This is a genomic window from Planococcus sp. VCh962, from assembly GCF_057748275.1.
In genome coordinates this window covers 568,697-593,801 of record NZ_JBYLHS010000002.1, presented here as the reverse complement: position 1 = coordinate 593,801, position 25,105 = coordinate 568,697, and the positions used below count along the sequence as shown (strand labels likewise).

18 protein-coding genes are annotated in these 25,105 nt (G+C 44.6%); 13 read left to right on the top strand and 5 right to left on the bottom strand.

Annotation, left to right across the window (positions count from 1 at the left end):
• Nucleotides 1-7: 7 nt before the first annotated feature.
• The 4 genes from AC3AQ9_RS10275 to AC3AQ9_RS10260 are packed head-to-tail and all read right to left on the bottom strand — an operon-like array spanning nt 8 to nt 4,640.
• Entirely contained in the window at nt 8-1,495 is a 1,488-nt protein-coding gene (locus tag AC3AQ9_RS10275) for a Na+/H+ antiporter subunit D (protein ID WP_488307377.1), read from the bottom strand.
• Complete coding sequence (locus AC3AQ9_RS10270) at nt 1,488-1,826, bottom strand: Na(+)/H(+) antiporter subunit C (RefSeq protein ID WP_488307376.1); 339 nt, start codon at nt 1,824-1,826, stop codon at nt 1,488-1,490. The genes AC3AQ9_RS10275 and AC3AQ9_RS10270 overlap by 8 nt, the downstream gene beginning before the upstream one ends.
• 2 nt (nt 1,827-1,828) lie before the next feature.
• Nucleotides 1,829-2,251 carry a Na(+)/H(+) antiporter subunit B gene (locus AC3AQ9_RS10265; protein WP_488307375.1) on the bottom strand — a complete coding sequence of 141 codons (423 nt, stop codon included), beginning with the start codon at nt 2,249-2,251 and terminating at the stop codon, nt 1,829-1,831.
• A complete protein-coding gene (locus AC3AQ9_RS10260) occupies nt 2,241-4,640 on the bottom strand; it encodes a Na+/H+ antiporter subunit A (RefSeq protein ID WP_488307374.1) in 2,400 nt (799 codons plus the stop codon). The genes AC3AQ9_RS10265 and AC3AQ9_RS10260 overlap by 11 nt, the downstream gene beginning before the upstream one ends.
• Nucleotides 4,641-4,955: 315 nt before the next feature.
• On the opposite strand from AC3AQ9_RS10260, the gene AC3AQ9_RS10255 reads away from it, so the two are divergent.
• A complete protein-coding gene (locus tag AC3AQ9_RS10255; protein ID WP_488307373.1) occupies nt 4,956-5,642 on the top strand; it encodes a universal stress protein in 687 nt (228 codons plus the stop codon).
• Nucleotides 5,643-5,710: 68 nt separating this feature from the next.
• Nucleotides 5,711-6,352 (top strand): pentapeptide repeat-containing protein, encoded by a 642-nt coding sequence (locus AC3AQ9_RS10250; RefSeq protein WP_488307372.1) that lies wholly within the window; start codon nt 5,711-5,713, stop codon nt 6,350-6,352.
• 742 nt (nt 6,353-7,094) lie between these two features.
• Here the strand turns inward: AC3AQ9_RS10250 and AC3AQ9_RS10245 are convergent.
• The gene (locus AC3AQ9_RS10245; RefSeq protein WP_488307371.1) at nt 7,095-8,591 is read right to left on the bottom strand and encodes a peptide MFS transporter; all 1,497 of its coding nucleotides are present in this window, start codon (nt 8,589-8,591) and stop codon (nt 7,095-7,097) included.
• 411 nt (nt 8,592-9,002) lie between these two features.
• Here AC3AQ9_RS10245 and AC3AQ9_RS10240 point away from each other — a divergent pair, with 411 nt between their 5' ends.
• From AC3AQ9_RS10240 to AC3AQ9_RS10190, 11 genes are all read left to right on the top strand, one after another.
• Nucleotides 9,003-9,344 (top strand): helix-turn-helix domain-containing protein, encoded by a 342-nt coding sequence (locus tag AC3AQ9_RS10240; protein ID WP_488307370.1) that lies wholly within the window; start codon nt 9,003-9,005, stop codon nt 9,342-9,344.
• Nucleotides 9,345-9,594: 250 nt separating this feature from the next.
• Nucleotides 9,595-10,107, top strand: a complete 513-nt coding sequence (locus tag AC3AQ9_RS10235; protein WP_488307369.1) for a hypothetical protein — start codon at nt 9,595-9,597, stop codon at nt 10,105-10,107.
• Nucleotides 10,108-10,314: 207 nt separating this feature from the next.
• The gene (locus tag AC3AQ9_RS10230) at nt 10,315-10,812 is read left to right on the top strand and encodes a DUF4334 domain-containing protein (protein WP_488307368.1); all 498 of its coding nucleotides are present in this window, start codon (nt 10,315-10,317) and stop codon (nt 10,810-10,812) included.
• Between the two features lie 113 nt (nt 10,813-10,925).
• Entirely contained in the window at nt 10,926-12,707 is a 1,782-nt protein-coding gene (gene recQ / locus AC3AQ9_RS10225) for a DNA helicase RecQ (protein ID WP_488307367.1), read from the top strand.
• A gap of 240 nt (nt 12,708-12,947) precedes the next feature.
• Entirely contained in the window at nt 12,948-17,540 is a 4,593-nt protein-coding gene (gene gltB, locus AC3AQ9_RS10220; RefSeq protein ID WP_488307366.1) for a glutamate synthase large subunit, read from the top strand.
• A gap of 83 nt (nt 17,541-17,623) precedes the next feature.
• Entirely contained in the window at nt 17,624-19,111 is a 1,488-nt protein-coding gene (locus tag AC3AQ9_RS10215) for a glutamate synthase subunit beta (protein ID WP_488307365.1), read from the top strand.
• A 248-nt stretch (nt 19,112-19,359) separates the two neighbouring features.
• Nucleotides 19,360-19,794, top strand: a complete 435-nt coding sequence (locus tag AC3AQ9_RS10210) for a hypothetical protein (protein WP_488307364.1) — start codon at nt 19,360-19,362, stop codon at nt 19,792-19,794.
• Nucleotides 19,795-19,881: 87 nt separating this feature from the next.
• A complete protein-coding gene (locus AC3AQ9_RS10205) occupies nt 19,882-20,793 on the top strand; it encodes an HD-GYP domain-containing protein (protein WP_488307363.1) in 912 nt (303 codons plus the stop codon).
• Between the two features lie 128 nt (nt 20,794-20,921).
• Complete coding sequence (locus AC3AQ9_RS10200) at nt 20,922-21,593, top strand: hypothetical protein (protein ID WP_488307362.1); 672 nt, start codon at nt 20,922-20,924, stop codon at nt 21,591-21,593.
• A gap of 112 nt (nt 21,594-21,705) precedes the next feature.
• Nucleotides 21,706-23,163, top strand: coding sequence for a circularly permuted type 2 ATP-grasp protein (locus tag AC3AQ9_RS10195; RefSeq protein ID WP_488307361.1), 1,458 nt, complete (start codon nt 21,706-21,708; stop codon nt 23,161-23,163).
• Nucleotides 23,163-25,040: an alpha-E domain-containing protein gene (locus AC3AQ9_RS10190; protein ID WP_488307360.1), complete on the top strand. Its 1,878-nt coding sequence runs from the start codon at nt 23,163-23,165 to the stop codon at nt 25,038-25,040. The genes AC3AQ9_RS10195 and AC3AQ9_RS10190 overlap by 1 nt, the downstream gene beginning before the upstream one ends.
• Nucleotides 25,041-25,105: the final 65 nt, after the last annotated feature.

Genomic DNA, 25,105 nt, shown 5'->3' with positions numbered 1-25,105 from the left:
TAAAGATTCATGGCTGGGCACCTTCCAGTACCGCATCAATGTAAATATCAGGATTCAATAAGGTTTCCGCCGCGTCTGTGACGTAAATGGAAAGCCCTTCCGTTCCAACTCCGATGCCAATAGTCAGGAGGACGAGCAGTAAACAAGGGACCAAAAACCGATTATTCAAAGGCAGCTGATCTTCTTTACTGATAATGGTTTCTCCCCAAAAACTGTTTTTAAAGATGCGGAGCAGCGAATAAAGCACGAATAGGCTTGAAAGCAACGACAGCGCCAAAAGCATATAAGCTCCGCTTTCAATGGCGCCTTCCGACACCAGGACTTTTCCGATAAACCCACTGAGAGGCGGGACTCCGGCCAGCGACAGCATAGTGATAAAAAATGACCAGCCAAGCAAAGGATAGTTCTTCATCAAACCGCTCATTTTATTAAGCTGTGCAGTGCCGGTGAGTGTTATGACTGTACCAACCAGCAGGAAGAGAAGGGCTTTTGCGACCATATCATGGATTAAATAATAAATCGCTCCTTCTATGGCATTTGGTGTAGAAACAGCAAGGCCTACCAGGATAAAACCGACCGCTATGACAACATTGTATGCGGCGATCTTGCGGATATCATTATAGGCTACAGCGCCCAGGCTTCCGCCAATCAGTGTTAGGGCGGCCATGATGCTAATGATGGTATGGGTGATTTCAGGCTGCTGATTGAAAATCAGTGAAAATACACGGAACAGGGCATAAATCCCGACTTTCGTCAGCAACGCCCCGAATAGAGCGGAAGTGACCGCAGGAGGCGTGCTGTAAGAACCGGGCAGCCAGAAGTAAAGAAGCAGGCCGGCTTTTAAACTGAACACTATCATGAAAACGATGCTTATGGTTGTCAAAAGCGGCCCTTGCCCCGCTTCAGCTACACGGACAGAAAGGTGAGCCATATTTAATGTCCCAACGGCTCCGTAGATATAAGCTAAGCCCACCAAAAAGAACCAAGAGGAAACAATATTGATGACGACATACTTGATGGCTTCACGGAGCTGCCTTTTTGAGCCGCCCAGCGTTAACAGGACATAGGACGACAGCAGCATCACTTCGAAGCAGACAAATAAATTGAACAAATCGCCGGTCAGAAAAGATCCATTTACTCCAGCGATCAAAAACAATACAGAAGGGTAATAGTACATCGACTGCAGCAGTTTACCGGTAGAAAACAAGGCATACATTAGGCAGATAAGCGCTACGATACTGGCTGTCAGCACCAGCAAAAGAGAAAATGAATCGGCGACAAACGAAATGCCGAAAGGCGGTGCCCACCCGCCGAAATCGAGGCGCTGGATGCCTTCATCCTGGACTTTTTCCAAAAGATAAAACGAAATTCCGGCTGTCAGCGCCATAGTAGCGATGCTGAACCAGGCTTGGGTTCGTCCGTAATAACGCAGAAAAATCAACAAAATTCCTACCATAATGGGAATCAATACAGGCAGCAATATGATATTATTCATCGTTCACACCTCTCATTTCATTTAGGTCATCTGTGCCAAGTTCTTGATAAGCACGATAGGCCAAAACAAGAATGAACGCTGTAACAGCGAAACTGATAACGATGGCAGTCAAAATCAGCGCTTGAGGCAATGCATCAACATAACTTTCTGCTTCTTCGCCAAGCAGTGGAACAGTACCTTCTTTTAAACCACCCATCACAAGAATCAGCAAATGCACAGCATGCGACAGAATGGCGGTTCCGAGGATGACGCGAATCAAGCTTTTAGCCAATAGCAAGTAAATGGCCACAGCTGTCAAAACACCAACCAGTAATATGATTATCGTTTCCATCGCTACTCATCCTCACTTATACTTGTAATAATATTTACGACCACTCCAATTACCGTCAGAGCCACTCCGGTTTCAAAAATCGTCACTGTGGCCAGTTCAGTTTTGCCGAAAACCGGAAGATCAAAATAACCGAACGACTGGCTCATAAAAGGTTGCCCGAATAGCATTGGCAATGTACTGCTTGAGAAAGCCAACAATACCCCGATGGCCGAAATCTTTTTGAAATCGAACGGGATGGCTTTGTTGACGGTATCGGAGTCAAATGTTAAGAACATCAGGACGAAAGCCGTGGCGAGAACCAAACCGCCGATAAATCCGCCTCCTGGCTGATGGTGGCCGGATAAGAAAAGATAGACGCCGAAGGTTAAAATGATCAGCACTCCTGCTTGAGAAACTGTTTTTAATATCACATCATTAATCTTCATCTTTTCGTGTCTCCTTTCCGCCTTTAATCCGAATCAGCGTGTAAACCCCTAAGCCGGCAATAAATAGCACAAGCGATTCAAGCATTGTATCAAAGCCGCGGAAATCTCCTAAAATGGCGTTAACGATATTTCTTCCGCCAGCCAGTTCATAGGAATCCTCATAATAACTTGAGATGGATTCGAATAATTTTCCTGAACGCACAGATAAAGCGATCAATGTTACAGTCGCACCTCCGGCGACAGCAATGACTGCTTTTCTGATTTTCAGGCTTCTGGAAGAGTTTTCAGGCTTCCATTCTGGCAGAAAATAAAAGCACAGCAGGAATAATGCTGTCGTTACGGTTTCGATAACAAGCTGTGTCAGGGCCAAATCCGGAGCTCTGAATAAAACAAAGAAAATGGCAATCGAAAACCCAAGCACCCCATTCAATAACACTGAAGTTAAGCGGGATTTCACGAACAACATGGCCACAGCAGCTAATGCCATGACAACCGCCAAGATCAACTCGTAACTCGGAATAGGTGCATCATTGGAAAAATCGAATGAAAACGCATCTGTTGCAAACAAGGTTCCGGCAGCAACCAAGATGAAAAAGCTGAAAATATAAGCGAAGTAGTGGGGAAGATGGCCTGTCATATATCTATTTGTCAGTAAGTTTGAATTGTTCTCAACCGACTCCAGGAGTTTATTGTATAGGACATTGAAGGTCCAATCTTCCGGCAAAAATGTATATATCTTTTTCCAGAAGCGCAAATACACAAAGAGCAGTGATCCGACAACAACGATGCCAATCGTCATCCAGAGCTCAGTATTAAAACCGTGCCAGGCAGTGATATGTGGCGCTGCACCCGTGATGCCAGGCAATACCCCATTCAGCGCGGGGCGAAGCAAGTGATCACCAAGCAAGTTCGGGAAAAAGAACAGCCCTACAATCAATACAGATAAAATAGCTGGTGGAATAAGCATGCCAATTGAAGGCTCCACCGGTCTCTTATCCAATTTATCCGGCTTATACTTTCCGAAGAATGTTCTAAAAACGATGATCATGCAATACACGAAAGTCAAAGCACTAGCGGTCCAGGCAATGACCGGAATAAGCCATGCCCAATTTCCTCCTGAAAAAATAGGAAGGCTGACGGCATTGAGAGAAGCAGTGAAGAACATCTCCTTGCTCAAGAAACCATTGAATAATGGCAAGCCGGCCATTGAAAAACTTCCGATGACTGCAAAAGTGAAAGTGATTGGCAAAAATGCCATCAAACCGCCGAGACGACGGATATCCCGTGTTCCGACCTGGTGATCCACAATCCCGACGACCATGAAAAGGGCCCCTTTAAATGTCGAATGATTGACCAGATGGAACAAGGCAGCAAAAGATGCCAAGCCATACAAAGTCCCTTCGTTTCCATCTCCAAAATAGATGGCTGCAGACCCCATGCCGAACAAGCTCATAATCAACCCAAGCTGGCTGACCGTAGAATAAGCTAGCAGTGCTTTTAGATCTGTTTGGCGAACTGCGCAGAAAGAACCCCAGAACAACGTGATTAATCCAACTAGTGTAACCGTCCAGAACCAGGCGGAAGTGCCGCCGAATATGGGGGTAAAACGCGCAACCAAGTAAATTCCAGCTTTTACCATGGTGGCGGAATGCAGATAAGCACTAACGGGAGTTGGAGCTTCCATTGCATCCGGAAGCCAAATGTGGAAAGGAAATTGCGCAGATTTTGTGAATGCTCCAAGCAGTACCAGGAACATAGCAGGATAAAACAAGGCGTGGTCTGTATATTGCCCGATTGTTGACGCAATTTCACGGACGCTGAATGTGCCGGTCATTGTATGCAGCATTAAAAACCCAGCAAGCATCCCGAAGCCGCCAAAAACCGTGATCAGTAAAGATTTTTGTGCCCCGTAGCGTGAATTTTTCCGGTGGAACCAGAAAGCGATCAGCAAGAAAGAAGAAATGCTTGTTAATTCCCAGAAGACATATAAAACGAGTAAATTATCTGATAGCACAACGCCTAGCATGGCACCCATGAACAGGAGCAAATAAGCGTAAAAATGCGGCAATGAATCAGCAGAGGATAAATAATAGATGGAATAGAGAATGACAAGAGTCCCCATCCCTGTAATCAGCAAAGCAAGAATCAGGCTGAGCCCATCCAGATAAATCGTAAAGTTGATTCCCAGTGATGGGATCCAGTTCATTGTCGCCATTACAGTATCCCCTGAAGAAATAACCGGAATCTGCAAAGCGAAAATCACAAACAGTAGAAAAGGGATCACTAGCACAAGCCAACCGATGTTCAACGGTCCGAGGCGCCTATATATAAAGGGAATGAGCGCGGCAGCTAAAAATGGAACTAAAATTGCTAAAATCAGTAAATGCACAGCAAGACCTCCTGAATCAGAATAGAAAAATACAAAAAAGGAATAACACAATATATAATATAGTTACAGTCTAATGATATAAAAGAAGGCAAATAGCACTGTAAAATTAATATATAAGCATATACATTAAATTATACAGTAAAAAAGGGTTGCTTTCACTTGTGAAGTCGGCTATGGTCTAAATTAAGCAATTCAAATCAGATAGCAAATTTATATAGAAAGCCACATTTCCTTGATTTTTACTAGGATTAGCAGTATAATTTCATAGTTTTGAAATGACGGCTTATGAATAACAATCCCTGGAGGGGTAATACAATGAAAAAAATTAGAGGTCGGATGGATGAAAGCATATTGGTTTGTGTATTTTACGGGCCGAATGGTGAGCGCCTTATTAACCGAGGCAATAAACTCGCGAACATGCTGGACTGCCCACTATATATCTTAACGGTGGATGCTCTTCCATTTGATGAATTTGATGCGGAAAAATCTGCTTATGTCGAGCGCTGGAAAGAATTGGCTGAAGAGTATGGAGCAGAGGAATTCATTATCCGCGATAATGAAAAGCGCCCCTCCGCAAAAGTCATTGCGGAAGTGGCCCATAAGTTGAATATTACACAGATTATTGTGGGCCAAACGGCAAGAAGCCGCTGGGAGGAAATTACTAAAGGTTCTTTCATGAATACTCTGCTTCGTGAAATTCCATTTGTCGATTTCCATGTCGTTTCTGTGGATCGCAATATTAAAGGGGAAGACCATGAAGAATTTGAAAAAGGTGTCCGTTGTTATCTGGTGAAAGATGGAGATACTTTCAAGATCAGCTTTTCACAGACAAAAGAATGCCAGTACGAAGGCATCTTCTTTAAAGACATCGGAACAGACTTCAATAACGGGATTTTCAAATTCATGCACAACAATAAATTGTATCAAGTAGAAGTGACAGATGACCGGATCATTCAGCCTAAGGTTGTTAACTCCTGCTTGGACAAAGAATTAGTGAAATAATAGGTGACGCAATAACGGCTGCTTTTTTAAAAGCAGCCGTTTACTTGTATTAAGGGGAGAAATGAATAATGAAAAAGGCCAATCGAGCGGCACCTTCAATGCCGAAACAGCTGGAAATCCGTCCGTTTCTTTCGGCGGTCGATGACACTTACGTAAGCCGCTGCAAGATTGCACATGAAACCATTGATTACGGAAGAGATGAAGCTCTGCATATTGATCAAGTAGTTTTTGAAAATGTGAATTTTTTAGAAGTGGTATGGCCGTGCAGTGAATTTGTCGATGTATTGTTTTTGAACTGTGATTTGTCGAATGCGGATTTCAGCCGCGCTGTCTTTCACCGGACCGAGTTCCATAATTCAAAACTGGTCGGCACCAATTTTGCCGAAGCCGGAGTACGCCATACTTTATTTAAAGAATGTGTGCTCAATTACGCAACATTTGGATTTTCGCTTTGCAATACGGCCCATTTTGAAGATTCATCGTTGCGTTACGCTGATTTTTATGAGGCGGAACTGAAAAACACGGAATTCCAAAAATGCGATATGAACGATGCGAATTTTGTCGAAACCAGTTTGAACGATGTCGATTTAAGCAGCAACTCATTTGAAGCCATCCAGGTGACGACAGAAAAACTGGCAGGCTGCCAAGTATCAACGGAACAGGCATTGGCATTTGCCCGGCAGATGGGGCTGGTAATTAAAGAAGGCTGATATATTATAGAAGAAAAAGGCCCGGAAGCATTTTCGCTTCCGGGCCTTTAGATTGCTATCGAGCTTTTTCATTTCGTCTTCATTTCGCTTCAGGCGGACGCTTTCCGCGGGCACGGCTTCAGTCTCCTCGTCGCTTCGAAAACCTTGTGCTCCTGCATCGCTTCGCTAGCTTCGTCGCAAAGGCCTGGCCTCACAGGTTTCGGCCAATGCCTTTCCTGCGGGGCCTTCAGCTCGCGCTGATTCCGCAGGAGTCGCCGCCTTCCGCTACATTCAGCTTTGTTTTGTCACCTTAAAGGATTCTCTGGAATAAGGACTGTTTGAGGGGGGCTCTATTTGTTTGTTCTTATTTTATAGGTATAGAGCCAAACAGTGGAGGCGCCTGTAAGAAAGCAAAGCTCCTTTATGGAACATAGGTTATTGAAAAGGTTTCTAGCTTCCTCAACAAGCGAAAGGCCCAGAAGCATTTGTGCTTCTGGGCCTTTCTATTTTTCATGGTGTTCTAGCTTTCAGCACCTAGCTCCTCGAGACGCTTCGGATATGCCGACAATGGCAAAAGGCGCCATTACCTTCAAGTCCTCCAGCGCTTGTCGGAGCTGAACAGGTGCTTCCGCTTTTCAAAGTTGTCCAGTTGCAGCGGCCAGATTCTCGGGTCATAAGCCAACCCAGCTGTGCGGTAAAGAGCGCCACTTCGCTGGTCTGCCTTAAGCCTGTCGAATCTGAACGGCCGCTTCCGCTTTTCGTATTACCTTACGCCTTTCATAAAGCGCTGGATAGTCGGGGCGAAAAGGAACAGGATAATACTCAGGACGATGGATGCTCCACCGATTAATCCGAAGTACATCATTTCATTTTCGACTGTATAAAACTTCACGAGCTGCGCGTTGATCGCTTGTGCAGCGGCATTTGACAAGAACCATAAACTCATTGTTTGTGCAGAGAATGCAGCAGGCGCCAGTTTTGTCGTAGCTGACAAACCGACCGGCGATAAGCACAATTCACCCAATACAACGATGAGGTAGCTGAGAACCAGCCATAATGGATTTACTAATGTATTCGGACCGCCAAAGTAAGCTGGCAAAAGAATAACGAGGAACGAAATCCCGGCAAACAATAGACCGAGAGAGAATTTTTGCGGAATGGAAGGCTGGCGGCTGCCTAGACGTACCCATAACCACGCAAATACAGGAGCCAAAGTAATGATAAACAATGGGTTCAATGATTGGAACCAGGCGGGGGAAATAGTGATTCCTGCGAATTCCAGATCAGTTCGTGTATCTGCATAGGCCGCCAGGATCGTAGAACCTTGTTCCTGGATTGCCCAGAACATGACTGAAGCGATAAACAATGGAATGTACGCTAAGATGCGTGAACGTTCCACTTCGGTTGTTTTTTTGCTGCGGTACATTACGACAAAATAAGCTGTTGGGATTAATATACCAAAGACACCGACTGCAGCGATAAAGCTATTGAACGTCAAGAATCCATATTGAAGACCGAAATAAACAACAGCAGCAATGATGATAGCCGCGATAGTGAAAATTTTGATAGTCCGTGACTTTTCAGAAGGCGACAATGGATTCGGAACGATTGTTCCGGCAAGTCCAAGGTTTTTCTTTTTTGTTGCCACAAAAACTACTAAACCTATGAACATCCCGACAGCGGCAATACTAAAGCCTAAGTGGAAGTTTACTTTCATGCCGACTGTACCGACAATCAATGGAGCAAGGAAAGCTCCTAAGTTGATGCCCATATAGAAGATGCTGAATCCGGCATCCCGGCGATTGTCATTTTCAGCGTAGATCTCTCCGACCACACTCGAGACATTGGGTTTTAACAAACCGGTTCCAAGTACAATCAGAACCATGGAGACGAAGAACAGCGGCAAGCTGCCTGGAATAGCAAGAGCGATATGCCCAAGCATAATGAGAATTCCGCCGTAGAATACGGCTTTAGAAGTGCCGAATACTCTATCGGCGAGCCAGCCGCCGATAATGCCGGACATGTATACAAGTGAACCGTAAATGGACATGATAGAAAGAGCTATCGTCTGATCCAGTCCGAGTCCGCCTTGAGATAATTCATAGTACATATAGTAAACAAGGATGGCCCTCATCCCATAATACGAGAAACGCTCCCAAAACTCTGTGAAAAATAAAGTAAACAATCCTTTAGGATGGCCAAAGAACCCTTTTTGCGGCACACTGTTTACGATGTCTTGTCTATTAAAGTTGTCAGACATCTTACAACCTCCTTTTTATGTATGTTACTATAATACTTTTTTTATTATTGAAAATCAAAATAAATTTAAAAATTAGTAATATAGACACTGTCTAAAAAGGTTGAGAATTAATTCTTGAAAATAATTCTCATTAAAGTTTGATTGAAATAACTGTCAGCAATAAATGATCCAGCGTTTATTTATACGGTTTTTCTTTCGTTTCCCAAAACATTAGAAATTTAAATAGCTAGAAAAGATGTAAAAACAATAATAAATTACCATATTATTCATGGCAGGTCGAAATATGTCGAAATTGTTCACTAAATTATCGAAAATTTCACCCAATATTATAGAAATATATTGTATAATATTTTAAGATACAGTATATTTTAAATAGTTAGAAATCTACTTATAGAAGGAGCAGGAATAAATATGAAAGATTTAGGGAAGAAAATCAGAGATTTAAGAGAAGCTAGAGAGCTATCCCCGGAACAACTGGCTGAAAAGGTCGGTTTTGCCAAAAGCACAGTTTGGGCTTATGAAAGTGGGAAAAAGCAAATCTCTGTCAGCCATCTTTCAATACTCGCTGATTTCTTTGGTGTATCAGTCGATGGGTTGTTGGATCGGACTGAGAAGGTCATTGATGCGTCCACTATAAATGATTATAAAATTTTGCTCGACAATCAGCCGCTTGATGAAAAAGAGATTGCCGAAGCGGCTTCATATATTCAAGTGAAACGCCGGATGGATGGTTATGGAGCGGTTAATTCTTAATTTGTTATTTTATAAAACGAAAATATAAGCCCATTCCTGTTCAGGAATGGGCTTATATTATTTTGCAATTGGATGCTGGAAACTCATTGCTGCGTAGCATTTTCAAAAACAGCATAAATTAAGTAGAAAGAAAAACAGGGCAGGAGAGTTAATTGATACTGCTTTGCATGAAAATTTTGTATGATGTTTGTATAGATAGATGAATACCCATAAGGTTGGATTAAATTTTAGTGAAGCGGGCGATAATGCTATGAATAGATACACTTTATATGAAACATACCGGCTGGCTATACTGATTGATTTGATCAAACCTGAGGACTTGATCCGTAAAATTGATGAATTCATCATGGCAAGGCCGATTGAAGAGATTCCACATGTGTTTTATGTGCTTTCCCTTTCAAGCAATCGCCGCCGAATGCTGGAATTGTTGACAGACTTATCTAGGGGTGTGGACCAGGACCTTCCAAGCTGCATAGTGGCAGGCCTTCTGCACCGAGAACAAGAGCATTTTCGAATAGAAGAGTTATATCGAAAAGCCGGGATGCTGGCTTCTTTATTAGCTGATCAAGACGAGGAGATAGCAGTAGAATTCAACCAATTAAAAGAAGCGAACGATGCTGCTCAGCAAGCATATGGCATGCGGTTCAAACGCAAAAAGGCGAGAGAGCGGATGCTGGCTAAAAATGAAAAAAACTTGAAGGATGCATTGGCAAAATATGAAAAGTACGCTGGATTTTTTGATAATCAAGATTGGGGAAAGTAAGCTGCACTTACTTTATAGGCTAAAGCTTTCTCTTTTTGGAGTGTTTTCCGGAAGAATATATATTATAGAAGAAAACCGATTCGTAATGCACTGTATTTCTGTGAAAAGATAACTAAAAGAAGTGGAGAAGAGATGGCTGAGAATTTAAAAACGTCCCTTTCTATTGCTGCTTTTAAAATAAAAATCTTTTAGAAAGGAGTGTCTGCGATGGAAGCTAAAGCAGAATTCTGGACGATAAAAGAGCGGGGGGAAACGGACACCCATACTGCCTGCAGAATTTTTGATGAGCTTGATCCAGTAGAACTTGAAGAGCTGCTTGGCACTTGGGAAGGCAGAGACTTTTGCACCGGGCATCCGCTTGATGGTGTATTGAAGAAGCTAAATTGGTATGGCAAAGCATTTCATGATGCGGAAAATGTAGACCCCTTACTTTTTAAAGGATTGAGCGGAGACATATTTGCAGTGGATCCGGTTCCGATTATGGATTTGAGGAAACTGATAAAAGCGGAAGGCGGCAAAGCAAGAATGCGGCAGATTGTCCACCGGGGAAAATGCAGTGCGGCGATGGTGTATGACCATTTACCGATTATTGACCATTTCCGGAGAGTGAACAACCACGTGCTGATGGGCATGATGGACCGTAAAGGCGACAAAGAACCTTATTTTTTTGTGTTGGAAAAAGTGGAAGCTGTTTCAGAAGCATAGGCTTTTGGAACAGTTTTTTTGTTTTGCCGGTTCAGGTGGTTTCGGAAAGAGAAAAATTAACCTGAAATATGATAAGCTACTCAATACGAGACGAGTTTTGGGAGTGTTTAATTTTGTTGGATGAAGCAAGAAAATTACTGCAATCGTACTTTGGCTATGAGACGTTCCGGAAGGGACAGGAACAAGCGATTACACAGGTTTTTGAAGGCCACAATTCGATTTGTGTCATGCCTACAGGCGGCGGGAAGTCGATGTGCTATCAGATTCCTGCGCTGGTGATGGAAGGTACGACCATTGTGATATCCCCGTTGATATCCCTGATGAAAGACCAGGTGGATTCGCTTTTGGCTGCCGGGATACCAGCGGCTTATATAAACAGTTCCCTGGGTTTTGACGAAGTACGGGAAACGTTGTACGACGTCCAGCGAGGTGCCGTGAAACTTTTGTATATTGCCCCGGAACGCCTCGATTCTGAGATGTTCCTGAATGAATTGCAAGGTGTCCATGTACCGCTTATCGCTGTCGATGAGGCGCATTGTATTTCACAATGGGGACACGATTTTCGTCCGAGCTACCGTTTGATCAGCCGGATGGCCGGTTTGTTTCCGAACAATCCGACTGTACTGGCGCTGACAGCGACAGCAACTCCGCAGGTGCGGGAAGATATATGCCGTATTTTGGATATCGAAGAACAGCATACCGTAATGACTGGATTTGAACGTTCGAATTTAACTTTCTCGGTGATTCAGGGGCAAGACCGCGAACGTTTTGTAAAAGAGTATGTACAAAAGAACGATAATGAAGCAGGAATCATTTATGCAGCGACTCGGAAAACGGTCGATTCCGTATACGACATGCTGGTGAAAAAAGGCGTGAAAGCAGCCAAGTACCACGCAGGAATGCCGGATGCGGAACGTAAAAACGGACAGGAGCAGTTTCTGAACGATGAAGTGACCGTGATGGTGGCGACCAATGCCTTTGGTATGGGGATAAATAAATCCAATATAAGATATGTTATCCATTATCAGCTGCCGAAAAATATGGAGAGTTATTACCAGGAGGCCGGCCGTGCCGGCCGTGACGGTTTGCCAAGTGAATGTATGGTGCTGTATGCCTCACAAGACGTTCAGACCCAACGTTTTTTAATCGATCAAGCGCAAGATCCAAGCCGGATTCCCGGAGAATTGGTGAAACTGCAGGCAATGGTCGATTATTGCCATACTGAAAGCTGCCTGCAGCAATTCATCATTCATTATTTTGGTGATTTAGCTGCTGAACCATGCGGCCATTGCGGAAGCTGCAACGATGAGCGGGAAAGCATGGATGTTACAAAAGACGTACAGATGGTGCTGTCCTGCGTCATCCGTATGGGCCAGAAATTCGGGAAGATGATGACGGCGCAAGTGCTGACGGGTTCCCGCAATAAAAAAATTCTGGATTTCGGTTTTGATAAATTGTCGACATATGGCATACTGAAACACCAATCCGCTAAGGAAGTGTCAAACTTAATCGAGTTTATGATTTCCCAGGAACTGCTGGCGGTAGAGCAAGGGGCATTCCCGACAATCTATGTGCCCGATGGCGGACGGGATGTGCTGCTCGGCAAGCGGAAAGTATTGAGAAAAGGCGCGGTCGTAACCAAGCGGATAGCGGAAAATGATCCATTGTTTGAAGAGCTTCGCAAAATCCGGAAAGAACTGGCGGATGAAGCAGGAGTGCCGCCCTTCGTTATTTTTTCGGATAAGACATTGCAGGATATGTGTGCTAGACGTCCGAAAAATGCTGAAGACTTTCTGGAAGTGAATGGAGTCGGGGCTAATAAGCTAGAAAAATACGGAGAATCTTTTCTTGGAGCGATCCGTTCTTTTGAGGCGTCCCATAATTCAATAAAATAAACCGCAAAAGACCCTGTAATTGAAACAGGGTTTTTTTGCTGTGTTAATGTATAATTATGCATTGAAGTAAATACAGTGAATTTCCTTTAAACTGGAATTTTGTAAGCGTTTGCAATGGAAAGTGGAATTTTTTCTTTGAAAAGAGAAAATTTTCACTCATTTTTATTGCATATATATTCACCTCCTGTGTTATAATATTCAAACATTCCGACACTTTAATGTGTTGAAGGAGGCGATTTGATGAGAATGAAAGAATATCCATTACAGCAGGGACTTTATCATCCGGATCAAGAGCATGAAGCATGCGGCATTGGCATGATTGCCAATATTAACGGTGAAAAATCACATGCGATTGTGCAAAACGCCATAAATATCCTTTGCAATCTTGAACATCGCGGCGGCCAGTCGTCAGACACAAGCACCGGGGACGGAGCGGGAATCCTGACTCAAATCCCCCATCGTTTTTTTCTGAAACAATGCGACAAAGAAGGTATCACTTTACCGGATGAAGGAAAATACGGAATTGGTATGTTGTTCATGCCAAAAGATTACGACCTGCGTATGGAAATTAAAGACATCATTCTTCGGATTGTAAAAGAAGAAGGTCAAAACTGTCTAGGTTGGCGTCCAGTTCCAGTCAATGATTCATTCGTCGGTAAAGTGGCATCTAAAACAAAACCGGTCATTCGCCAAGTATTTATCGGCGCTTCAGAAGATTTAACAGACCGGATGGACTTGGAACGCCGGCTTTACATCATTCGCAAACGCATTGAACAGGAAATGGGCAATGACGAAAAGTACAAAGATGTGTATTTCAGCAGTCTTTCATCCAGTACCATTGTTTATAAAGGCATGCTGATTCCGGAGCAGCTGGATTCATTCTATATTGATCTCAACCATCCGGAATTCAAATCGGCAGTCGCACTGGTCCACTCTCGTTTCAGCACTAATACATTTCCCAGCTGGCAGCGTTCCCATCCAAACCGATACTCGATCCATAACGGCGAGTTCAATACGTTAAGAGGCAATGTCAATTGGATGCGTGCAAGGCAGCTGCTTTGCACTTCTCCTTATTTCAATGAAAAAGAATTGAACAAAGTATTGCCGGTCATCGATGAAACCGGAAGCGATTCGTCCATGTTCGATAACTGCTTTGAATTTTTGCATTTATCAGGCAGATCCCTCGCCCATACCGCTATGATGATGGTTCCAGAGCCGTGGGTGAACGATCCGACAATCAAGCAAGAGAAAAAGGATTTTTACGAATATCACAGTACGCTGATGGAGCCTTGGGACGGGCCGGCGGCTTTAGTCTTTACGGACGGACGGCAGATTGCAGCATGTCTTGACCGCAACGGACTACGGCCTGCCCGCTACTACGTCACCAAAAGCGGCATGATCGTACTCGGTTCTGAAGTAGGGGCGTTGGATATTTTCGCAGATGACATCATTTACAAAGAACGGCTGCATCCAGGGAAAATGCTTTTGGTTGATCTGGAAGCCGGGAAAATTATTCCGGATGAGGAGATTAAGCTGCAAATCGCGGCAGAACTTCCTTATAAAGACTGGATTGAAAACAATATGCTGAATCTGGATGACCTGCCTGAACCTGATATGGACTTGAACGACAACGCTGACCTAAGGTCTGCTTTGCTGGAACAGCAATTGGCTTTCGGCTATACCACAGAAGAATTGCAGAAAATCATCAAACCCTTGGCAACAGAAGGGAAAGATCCGGTAGGTTCAATGGGCTACGATTCTCCTTTAGCTGTTTTATCCAAAAAGCCGCAGCTTTTGTATAACTATTTCAAACAGCTGTTCGCGCAAGTCACAAATCCGCCAATCGATGCAATTCGGGAACACATCATTACTTCTGCCCGCACGACGATTGGAGCAGAAGGGAATCTGGTACAGCCTGCACCGGAAAGCAGCCGGCATATCCGTTTGGAAACGCCGATTTTGACGAAAGTTCAATTGGAAAAGCTGCGCCAGCAGAAGAACGTTGAATTTAAGGCAGTGACGCTGCCGATTTTATTCCCGAAATCAGGAGGCTCTTCAGCGATGGAACAAGAGCTGGAAGCATTGTTCTTGAAGGCGGATCAGGCATTTGAAGAAGGAGCTACTTTGCTGATTTTATCGGACCGCGGCGTCAATAAAGAGTATGCGGCTATACCGGCGTTGCTGGCAGTTTCAGGATTGCACCATCATTTAATCCGCCAAGGCACACGGACGAAAGTGAGTCTCTTGATCGAATCGGGGGAGCCGCGTGAAGTGCATCATTTTGCGGCGCTTCTAGGATATGGCGCTGAAGGAATCAATCCGTATCTGGCTTTCCGCTCAATCAAAGAATTGATAGCAATTGAAGACATTGCAGGCAGCACATACGAAGAAGCGGAAAAGACTTACGTCAATGCGGTGACGGACGGCATCATCAAAGTGCTTTCGAAGATGGGCATATCGACGATTCAAAGTTACCGGGGAGCGCAGATCTTTGAAGCAGTCGGCATTCATATGGATGTTATTGACCGCTATTTCACCCGTACATCGTCCCGTCTTGGCGGAATCGGGCTTGATATCATTGCTAAAGAAGTGCTGATGCGCCATGAGCAGGGCTATCCGGAGCGCAAAGCAGGAGACCAGTCGCTGCAGACAGGTGATGAATTTCAATACCGGCCAAACGGGGAGACACACCAGTACAACCCGGTAACGATCCATACATTGCAGCATGCCTGCCGCACCAACAATTATGAGGCATTCAAGAAATACACCAAGCTGTTAACGAAAGAAACTTCGAATGTCCAGTCGCTGCGCGGCTTGATGGCATTTAAAGAACGGACGCCCGTGCCGATTGAAGAAGTGGAGTCGATCGAAGAAATCTGTGCCCGCTTTAAAACCGGCGCTATGTCTTTTGGTTCCATCAGCCAGGAAGCGCATGAAGCATTAGCCATCGCCATGAACCGGATCGGCGGCCGAAGCAATTCAGGCGAAGGCGGCGAACAAGTATCACGCTTTGTGCCGGATGCCAACGGCGACAACCGCCGAAGTGCAATCAAACAAGTAGCGTCTGGCCGTTTCGGCGTAACAAGCCATTACCTGGTCAATGCTGATGAAATCCAGATTAAAGTCGCTCAAGGAGCTAAACCGGGCGAAGGCGGCCATTTGCCGGGCAAAAAAGTTTATCCATGGGTTGCTGAAGTCCGCGGTTCAACACCGGGAGTGGAACTGATTTCTCCGCCGCCGCATCATGATATCTACTCAATCGAAGATTTGGCGGAGTTGATCTTTAACTTGAAGAATGCCAATCCGACGGCCCGCATCAGCGTTAAGCTTGTATCTGCTGTTGGAGTAGGGACGATTGCAGCAGGTGTTGCCAAAGGACGGGCAGATCTCGTGCTGATCAGTGGCTATGACGGAGGAACGGGGGCAGCACCGAAAACCAGCTTGAAGCATACTGGGCTGCCTTGGGAAATCGGTTTGGCAGAAACGCACCAGACATTGATGCTGAACGGTTTACGCGACCGGATTGTCGTAGAGACAGACGGCAAAATGATGACCGGCCGTGATGTCGTGATTGCTGCACTATTAGGGGCGGAAGAATATGGCTTTTCCACGGCGCCCCTTGTTGTTCTCGGCTGTATTATGATGCGTGTCTGCCATTTGGATACATGTCCGGTCGGCATAGCGACGCAAAATCCGGAACTTCGGAAAAAGTATATGGGCGACCCGGAACATGTCGCTAACTTTATGCGCTTTATCGCAAGAGAAGCGCGGGAATTGATGGCAGAGCTCGGGTTCCGCACAATCAACGAAATGATTGGCCGGACGGATATCCTTGAAGCCAACAAAGCGATTGACCATTGGAAAGCAGAAGGCATTGATTTGTCAGCGTTGCTGTATCAGCCGGAACTGCCGGAAAAAGTGGGGCGTTATGCAACGGTCAAACAAAACCATGGCTTGGAACAGACTTTGGATTGCCAGGAATTGCTGCCGCGCTGTGAAAAAGCGATCGAAACCGGAGAACGCGTCGAGGTGAGCACCGCTATCCGCAATATCCATCGTGCCACCGGGACGATTGTCGGCAGTGCCATTTCCAAAAAATACGGCGCAGAAGGGCTGCCGGAAGATACCATCAACTTGAATTTCAAAGGATCAGCGGGACAAGCTTTTGGGGCGTTTACGCCGAAAGGGATGACGTTGAAATTGGTTGGAGACGCGAACGACTTTGTCGGCAAAGGCTTATCCGGAGGCAAAATCATCACATATCCTGCGAGTGATTCGACGTTCCTGCCGGAAAATAATATTATTATCGGCAATGTCGCCTTTTACGGTGCTTCTGCCGGTGAAGCTTATATTTACGGTTTAGCGGGTGAACGTTTTGCCGTTCGAAACAGCGGCGCGAAAATTGTTGTTGAAGGCGTTGGCGACCACGGCTGCGAATACATGACCGGCGGGCGTGTTGCCATTCTTGGGAAAACGGGGAAAAACTTCGCTGCCGGTATGTCTGGCGGCATCGCTTATGTATTGGACGAAGAGGGAACCTTCGGAAACCGCTGCAATGCGGAGATGGTCCATTTGCAGCCTATGGCTGATCCAGCGGAAATCGAAGAGCTGCGAGAAATGATTACAAAGCATGTCGGCTATACCAATAGTAAGAACGGCAAACGCCTCTTAGCAAACTGGGATATTTACTCGGCTAAATTTGTGCGGGTCATTCCAAAAGCTTACCTGAAAATTAATGAGCGAATCAGCAATCTGCAAAACAGCGGCATGTCTAAATTTGATGCTGAAATGGCGGCCTTCGAAGAAAGCAAAATGGCTGGGGCAGGAAAATAAAGAGAAACCTTAATCAGCGGGTTCGCACCGATTGTTGGCTGATCTGACCGTTAAAGCGTAAAAAAGCGAATTGGAGGGATACGATGGGAAAAGCGACTGGGTTTATGGAATACAACCGGCAGACATTGAAAGAACGCAATCCAGCGGAGCGGACAAAAGACTGGTCCGATTACACGATTCCCTTGTCAGATGAAGAAGTGAGAAAGCAAGGCGCCCGCTGCATGGATTGTGGAGTGCCGACTTGCCAGTCCGGAATGGAACTTAACGGCGTGACAACCGGCTGTCCGGTTTATCACCTGATTCCTGAATGGAATGATCTTGTTTACCGTGGGCAATGGAAAGAAGCGCTGCGCCGTGAACATGTTATGAATAATTTTCCGGAATTTACGGGCATCGCTTGTCCGGCTCCTTGCGAAGGCGCATGTGTACTGGGGATCAATGAACCGCCAGTTGCCATCCGGACGGTTGAGCGCTCCATTATTGAGCGTGGCTTTGCAGAAGGCTGGGTTGTGCCGGAACCGCCCGAAACGCGCACCGGCAAAAAAGTGGCGGTCATCGGGTCAGGGCCTGCCGGACTCGCGGCAGCTGCCCAGCTCAATAAAGCAGGGCATCTGGTGACTGTTTTTGAAAGAAGTGACCGTGTAGGCGGCCTATTGACATACGGCATTCCTGAAATGAAATTGTCCTACGATGTTGTTATGCGCCGTGTCCGCATTCTGGAGCAAGAAGGTATTACATTTGTCACCAATACCGAAGTCGGAAAAGATTATCCGGTTTCAGCACTGCGTTCAGATTTTGATGCAGTTATTATGTGTGCAGGGGCCACCATCCATCGGGAACTTCAAGTAGAAGGAAGAGAATTGAAAGGGATTCATTACGCGATGGATTTTCTTCATGCCAATACAAAAAGCCTGCTTGATTCCAATCTGGAAGATGGCAACTACATTTCGGCAGAAGGAAAGAAAGTAATTGTCATTGGCGGCGGAGATACAGGGACGGACTGTTTAGCAACAGCTGTACGGCATAATTGCGAAACCCTCGTCCAATTTGATGTTTATGATAAAAAAGGAGCCATTCGCGATGAAGTCGGCAATCCGTGGCCCCAATATCCGCGTATACATCGGGTGGAATACGGCCAAAAAGAAGCGGCTGCCGCGTTCGGCGATGATCCAAGAGCGTATGCCGTCATGACGAAGAAATTTGTCGGTGATGAAGAAGGCAATGTGACAGAAGTGCATACGGTCAACGTAAAACTAAAAATCGGTGAAGGCGGGAAGCGGATTCGTGAAGAAATTCCGGGGACAGAAAAAGTATGGAAAGCGGACTTGGTGCTGCTTGCTATCGGCTTTAGCGGTCCCGATCAAAGCCTTATCCAAAAACTGGATGTGAAAACGGAAGCGGATTCCACTGTAAAAGCCGAATACGGCAAATATACGACTAATATTGAAGGTGTATTTGCAGCAGGCGATATGCGCCGCGGACAGAGTTTAATTGTCTGGGCAATCAATGAAGGACGGGAAGCGGCAAGAGAATGTGACCGCTTTTTGATGGGAGCCACGGTGCTGCCATAAAGATTAAAAAGGCCGGGAAGAGATTCCCGGCCTTTTTCGATGGATACTGTAATTAAGATTACTTTATTACCTAAAAATGTTAAAAATGTATTAAAAACATTGCGTGATGGTCGTAGTTCTTATATACTAAAGTAGGTGAAGAAGCCATTTTGAGCGTTTTACCCTTCAAAGACAATAGGGGAGTCTTTGTTCAGTGAATTCAGATTTGCATTCTTCACAATACCAAAAGAGCGACTGGAGGAAATAGAATGTTTAAGAAAAGTTTGATTGCTGCATTTTTTGCTGTCATGGTTGCTATGATGATTAGCACTTCGGCATTTGCTGCAGAAGAAACAACGATGAGTCCGGAAACAGCTCACGCATTGGCAGATATAGAGAGAGTTAATGCTGAAATCTACTCCGAAATTGCTAAAGCCCAGGAAGCAGCTCAACTAATTTATGACCAGTACCGTGCAGATTATTACGAAGCTAACGATGCAGAAACGAAAGCTGCATTGACCGCTAAATATGACGAAGAAGTGACGGCATTAATCCATGAGTTAGATATGAAGACAAGAGAAATGACTCGTATTGGAGTTGAAAATGCTACGGCGGCAGGCATTACTGTTGAAATTGAATGGATACCTGTACAGTTTCCAGACCGTGTTGCTTTGATAGATCCAATGAAGGTAATCGGTTGGTAAAAGCTTGTCTAAATAGATTTATATAAAGTACTATGAAAGTATGGGGTTCCTATATTTTCGTAGTTTTTTTTGAAAGGTAGTGAGTTTGTGAAAGGCTTGAACATATTAAAGAATAAGTACTTAGAAACTGTAAAAAATGGATCAACGTCTCTAAGTCTCTTAGGTCGCGGAGACGGTATTGAATTAATGAAACAAACTGTCTTAAAGGACGAACTAATTATTCTTTTTCCTGCAGAGAATCCAAGTGTTCAAGAATTTTTTTATATATTAGATGGTATGTTTGAGGTAATAGTAAATGAAGAAGCAGTAGAAATAGGGCCTGATGACTTTTTTGCTGTCAATGACTTAAAAGAAGCTATAAATTTCAAGGCAAAGACAGACGTGACTTTTTTGTCAGTTTCTACGGCACCAATATTCCACTCACTTAGCAATGAAATTAATGAATTGCGTAAAATTGGGGAAATCGTTGAACAAAAAGACCGTTATACATTTAAGCATAGTTCGCGAGTATCAAAATATGCGGTAAAAACTGCCACAATGATGAATTTGGGAAGAGCCCAAATTCAGAATCTCTTTATCGCTTCCATTTTCCATGACATCGGAAAAATCAATATCCCGGAAGAAGTGTTGAAAAAGCCGGACAAACTGACAGACGAAGAATTTGCATTGGTTAAAAAGCATCCGGGTGATGGGGCTGATATGATTCGCAAAACCGCATATGCTGATTTAGCGGATATTGTAGAACAGCATCATGAGCGGGTGAATGGCCGGGGGTATCCGTTCGGCTTAAAAGATGAAGAGATATTGATAGAAGCGAAAATTATTGGTGTTTGTGATACTTTCGATGCGATGACTGAAGACCGCGCGTACCGTAAAGCCTTTACGGCTCAATATGCAGTGGATGAAATCAAAAGGCTGGCAGGCATCCAATACGATCCGGAAGTGGTAAAGGCATTTGAACAGGTGCTCCTTGAAGAGGGGAAAATTTCCAAAAACTGAATCTAATCGCTAAGACACCTAATATGCCAAAAGGTGTCTTTTATTTTTCTTTGAAATGTTTGAAAATGGCTGAATTAGTCAATAATAAGAGCACAGTATATTTTTAAACTGAGGAGGAGTGAAACAATATGGCTAGAGGTTCAGGCGGAGTATTTGGAAAACTGATGTTACTGGGAGTCGGGGCATTGATTGGTGCAGCTATGACCCAGAAAAAAGTGGATTCAGATGGAACATCTACTTCACAGGCAAGCAACTTGAAAGAGAATGTGAAAAAAGGCTTAGAGCGTTTCAACGAACAGTCAGGCGGTATGGTCGACAAGGTGAAACCGAGTGTCAACAAAGCAGTAGAAACAGTTAAAAGTGCTATAGAGAGCCAGCAAAAGATGATGGATAAAGAGAAAGACATGCTGGATAAAGCGAACCAGACGTTACAGGATGAAGTTGGCAGTTCAAGTTCATCTGGAACTTCTTCAACATCAACAGGCACAACGGGCACAACGGGCACAACGGGCACTGCTTCTACAAACCCGAATGCAGGGTTGTCTAGCTCTGACGCTGCTGGCAGCGGAACTTCAGGCACAGCGGGTGGTTCAGCAGGGTCTGTAGGATCTACAACGAGCTCTTCTACAACTGGAGCCGGTTCGACAGGAGCTACAAGCGGCAGTGCGGCAATCGACTCTACTCCGGCAGGCGGCATTTATGGCGGCAGCACAGAGTATACCGATTCGTTGAAAAAAAACTTAGACGATGATGAATCAAAAAACAGCAAATCTTCAAAGAATTCAACATTTGACAAATAAAATAAGTTAAAATGAAAACATGGAAAAGCTATTGCTCGTTTGCGACAGAGCTATAGCTTTTTTGTAACTCTTAAATTAACAGAAAATTAGAAAAATAAAAGGGAGGGTTTCCATGTTCGAATCCTATAAGGTAAAACCTTTTTTTGATGAGATGTTTACGGCTGAAGGCCTGCCAAAACCCCATTACCGAAAATTTCATGAGATGCTCACTCAATTTTCAAAAGATGATTTAAAAGAAAAACATGAAACGGCCCAGCTTTCCTTTTTGCGCCAAGGCATTACGTTTACTGTTTACAACAATAATGTCGGCACTGAGAGGACGATGCCTTTTGATTTTGTTCCAATTATTATTTCACCTGAAGAATGGAAAACGATCGAAAAAGGAATGATTCAACGTACGGAAGCCCTCAACCGTTTTTTAGACGATGTTTACCATGATCAGAAAATCCTCGAAGATGGCGTGGTTCCCCGAAGACTGGTTGAAGAAAATCCGTATTATTATGCGAAACAAGTGCAAGGAATTGATATCCCACTGAAAAACCACATCTTTTTAGCCGGCATCGATTTGATCCGCGACGAGAATGGAAAATACCATGTTCTCGAAGACAATCTGCGGAACCCTTCCGGGATGTCCTACGTTTATCAGAACCGCTATGTAATGCGCCAAGTATACCCTGAATTCTTTTCCAAACATTCGGTCCATGCCTTGGAACATCAGCTGTCTCATTTACATGAGGCGATTTTGGATCATGCACCTAAAGCGACAGGCGACAAAGCGTTCGCGGTATTGTTGACTCCTGGCATGTATAATTCTGCTTATTATGATCATGTCTTCTTGGCGCAGCAAATGGGCATCGATCTGGTTGAAGGCCGGGATTTAGTGGTCAGAAATAATATTGTTTATATGAAGTCTATCCGAGGCTTGAAGCGGGTAGATATTATTTATCGCCGCATTGATGATGACTTCCTGGATCCGGAGGCATTCCGGGAAGACTCCGCTCTTGGCGTTCCAGGATTGGTACAGGCATACAGGCATGGAAATGTGGCTATCCTGAACGGCATTGGCAATGGTGTGGCCGATGATAAAGCGATCTATGCTTATGTTCCTGAAATGATCCGTTACTATCTGGATGAAGAACCGATTATCGACAATGTCAAAACCTATCTGCTCGATAACCCCGAAGAGCGCGAATGGGTGCTTGAACATCTGGAAGAACTGGTAGTAAAGAATGTCGGCGCGTCGGGAGGCTATGACATGCTCGTTGGTCCGCATGCCTCAAAAGAGCTTATTGAAAAATTCCGGGAGAAAATTTTAGAAACTCCGCACCAGTACATCGCCCAGCCGACCATCAAATTATCAAGAGCTCCGGCGTATCAGGGAGAAGATTTTTATCCTTGCCATGTCGACTTGAGGGTATTTGTCATGAGAGGGGCCAAAAGCCGTGTGCTGCCAGGCGGATTGTCCCGTGTCGCATTGAAAAAAGGTTCACTCGTCGTCAATTCTTCTCAAGGCGGAGGCGGGAAAGATACCTGGGTCTATAAAGAAAAAGAAGAGAGGGGGGCTCTTTAATGTTAAGCCGTGTAGCCAACTCATTATATTGGATGTCGCGTAATGCAGAGCGCGCTGAAAACAATGCCCGTATATTGGATGTGCAATTGCTCCAGATGATTGAAGCGTCTGACGAAGAACTGGTCAGGGAAAGTGACTGGAAACTGACGTATGAGATTTGTTCGTCATGGCAGGAGTTAAACTATCTCAAATCACTTTCATCTTATAACGAAGATCAACTGATCCATTATTTGGCGATGTCGGACAATAACCTGAATTCGATTGCCAACTGTGTCCGGCTGGTAAGAGAAAATGCACGGGTCAGCAGAGACCATATAACGGATGATTACTGGGAAGCTTGGAACAGCTGTTATTTAGCGTTGCAGAACATAAATTCCCAGCAATGCCTGACAAGCGAAATCCGGGAGTTTCTGGAGTTGGTGAAAACGACTTCCCTGACTTCCCAGGGCATTATTGAATCCTCCATGCAGCGGGGCGTGGAATACCAGATTATCAAAATCGGCAAATGGCTGGAACGGGCCGAAAAAACAGCGCGGATTTTAAATGTCGTCTGTGAGCGGACTTATGAACAGCAGCTGCAGGAACAAACAGAGGATTATTATTACTGGTTATCCGCTTTAAGGATGACTAAAGGCTATGAAGCATATTTAAAAGCCCATCTGCCGAAAATGGACCCGCGCCAGGTTCTAAGTTTTCTCATTTCAGATAAATCTTTCCCGCGCTCCATCCGCTATTGCCTGGATCATGTGAGAGATGCAGTGGATGAAATGGAAGAAGGAAAAGTTTCTCATTATTCATGGGAGCTTTTTGCAAAGCTCGATGAAGTAAGAACGGAATTTAATGAAATCGATATAGACGAGCTCTCTGCCGATGAAATGATGGATTTTTTAAATCATTTCCAGGATGGCTGTAATGAAATTGGCCAGCTTTTCTCAAAGACTTATTATTTGATTGATCCTTCAACGGAAGAAACAGCCAATAGCCAAAGCCAATCTCAATCTACTAGTGCGAAGGGAATTACCACTATGAAGTATAAAGTCGAGCATGCAAATATATTCAAATACGAAACGATTGTAGACCAAAGCATGAATTCCATCCGCTTGAAACCGAAAACGGATGAAACGCAGCGCCTATTATCTTACCGGGCTGATATCACCCCGGCGACACTTACGAAAGAGCATATTGATATCTGGGGAAATGAAGTAGAGACATTTTTCATTGCCGAACACCATCAGAATCTGGAAGTTAAGACGACGTCTATTGTCAGTATCCAGAAAAGCCCTTTTATTCACCGCATTGAGTATTCACCGGAAATGAATGCCATTTTTCATTCCAAATTATTCAGTGAACAGTATATGGCTTATTTAAGCAATACTTCTTATACGTATTTAAGCCCTGAGCAAATTGAGCAGATCGGAAGGGATTTAGGGGAAATGCAGAATCCGGTGCAGTTCTCAATTGATGTGATGGGTTATCTGCATGACCGCTTTACCTATGACGGGGAATCCACGACGGTTTCAACAAAAGCGGAGGAATCATACGGTTTGATGAAAGGTGTGTGCCAGGATATCACCCATGTTATGCTGGGGATTTTGCGCGGCAATCAAATTCCAGCCCGCTACGTCAGCGGTTATTTATATGTCGGGGAAAATTCGGCGCTTGTCGGGGATGCCGCAAGCCACGCCTGGGTAGAAGTGATGGTGCCTGGAATCGGCTGGGTAGGGCTGGATCCGACAAATAATGTAGAAGCTCTTGAACACCATATACGGGTTGGGGTTGGCCGGGACTATAACGACGTCAGTCCTGTACAGGGCGTATACAGAGGCGGCAGCCAATCGCTCGACGTCAAAGTTTCCGTCAGCTTATTGGACCAATAGTTTGTATGGCGATCAGCGGTGATTTTTCCGCTGATTTTTTAGTGAATAAAAACTTAATAATTGTT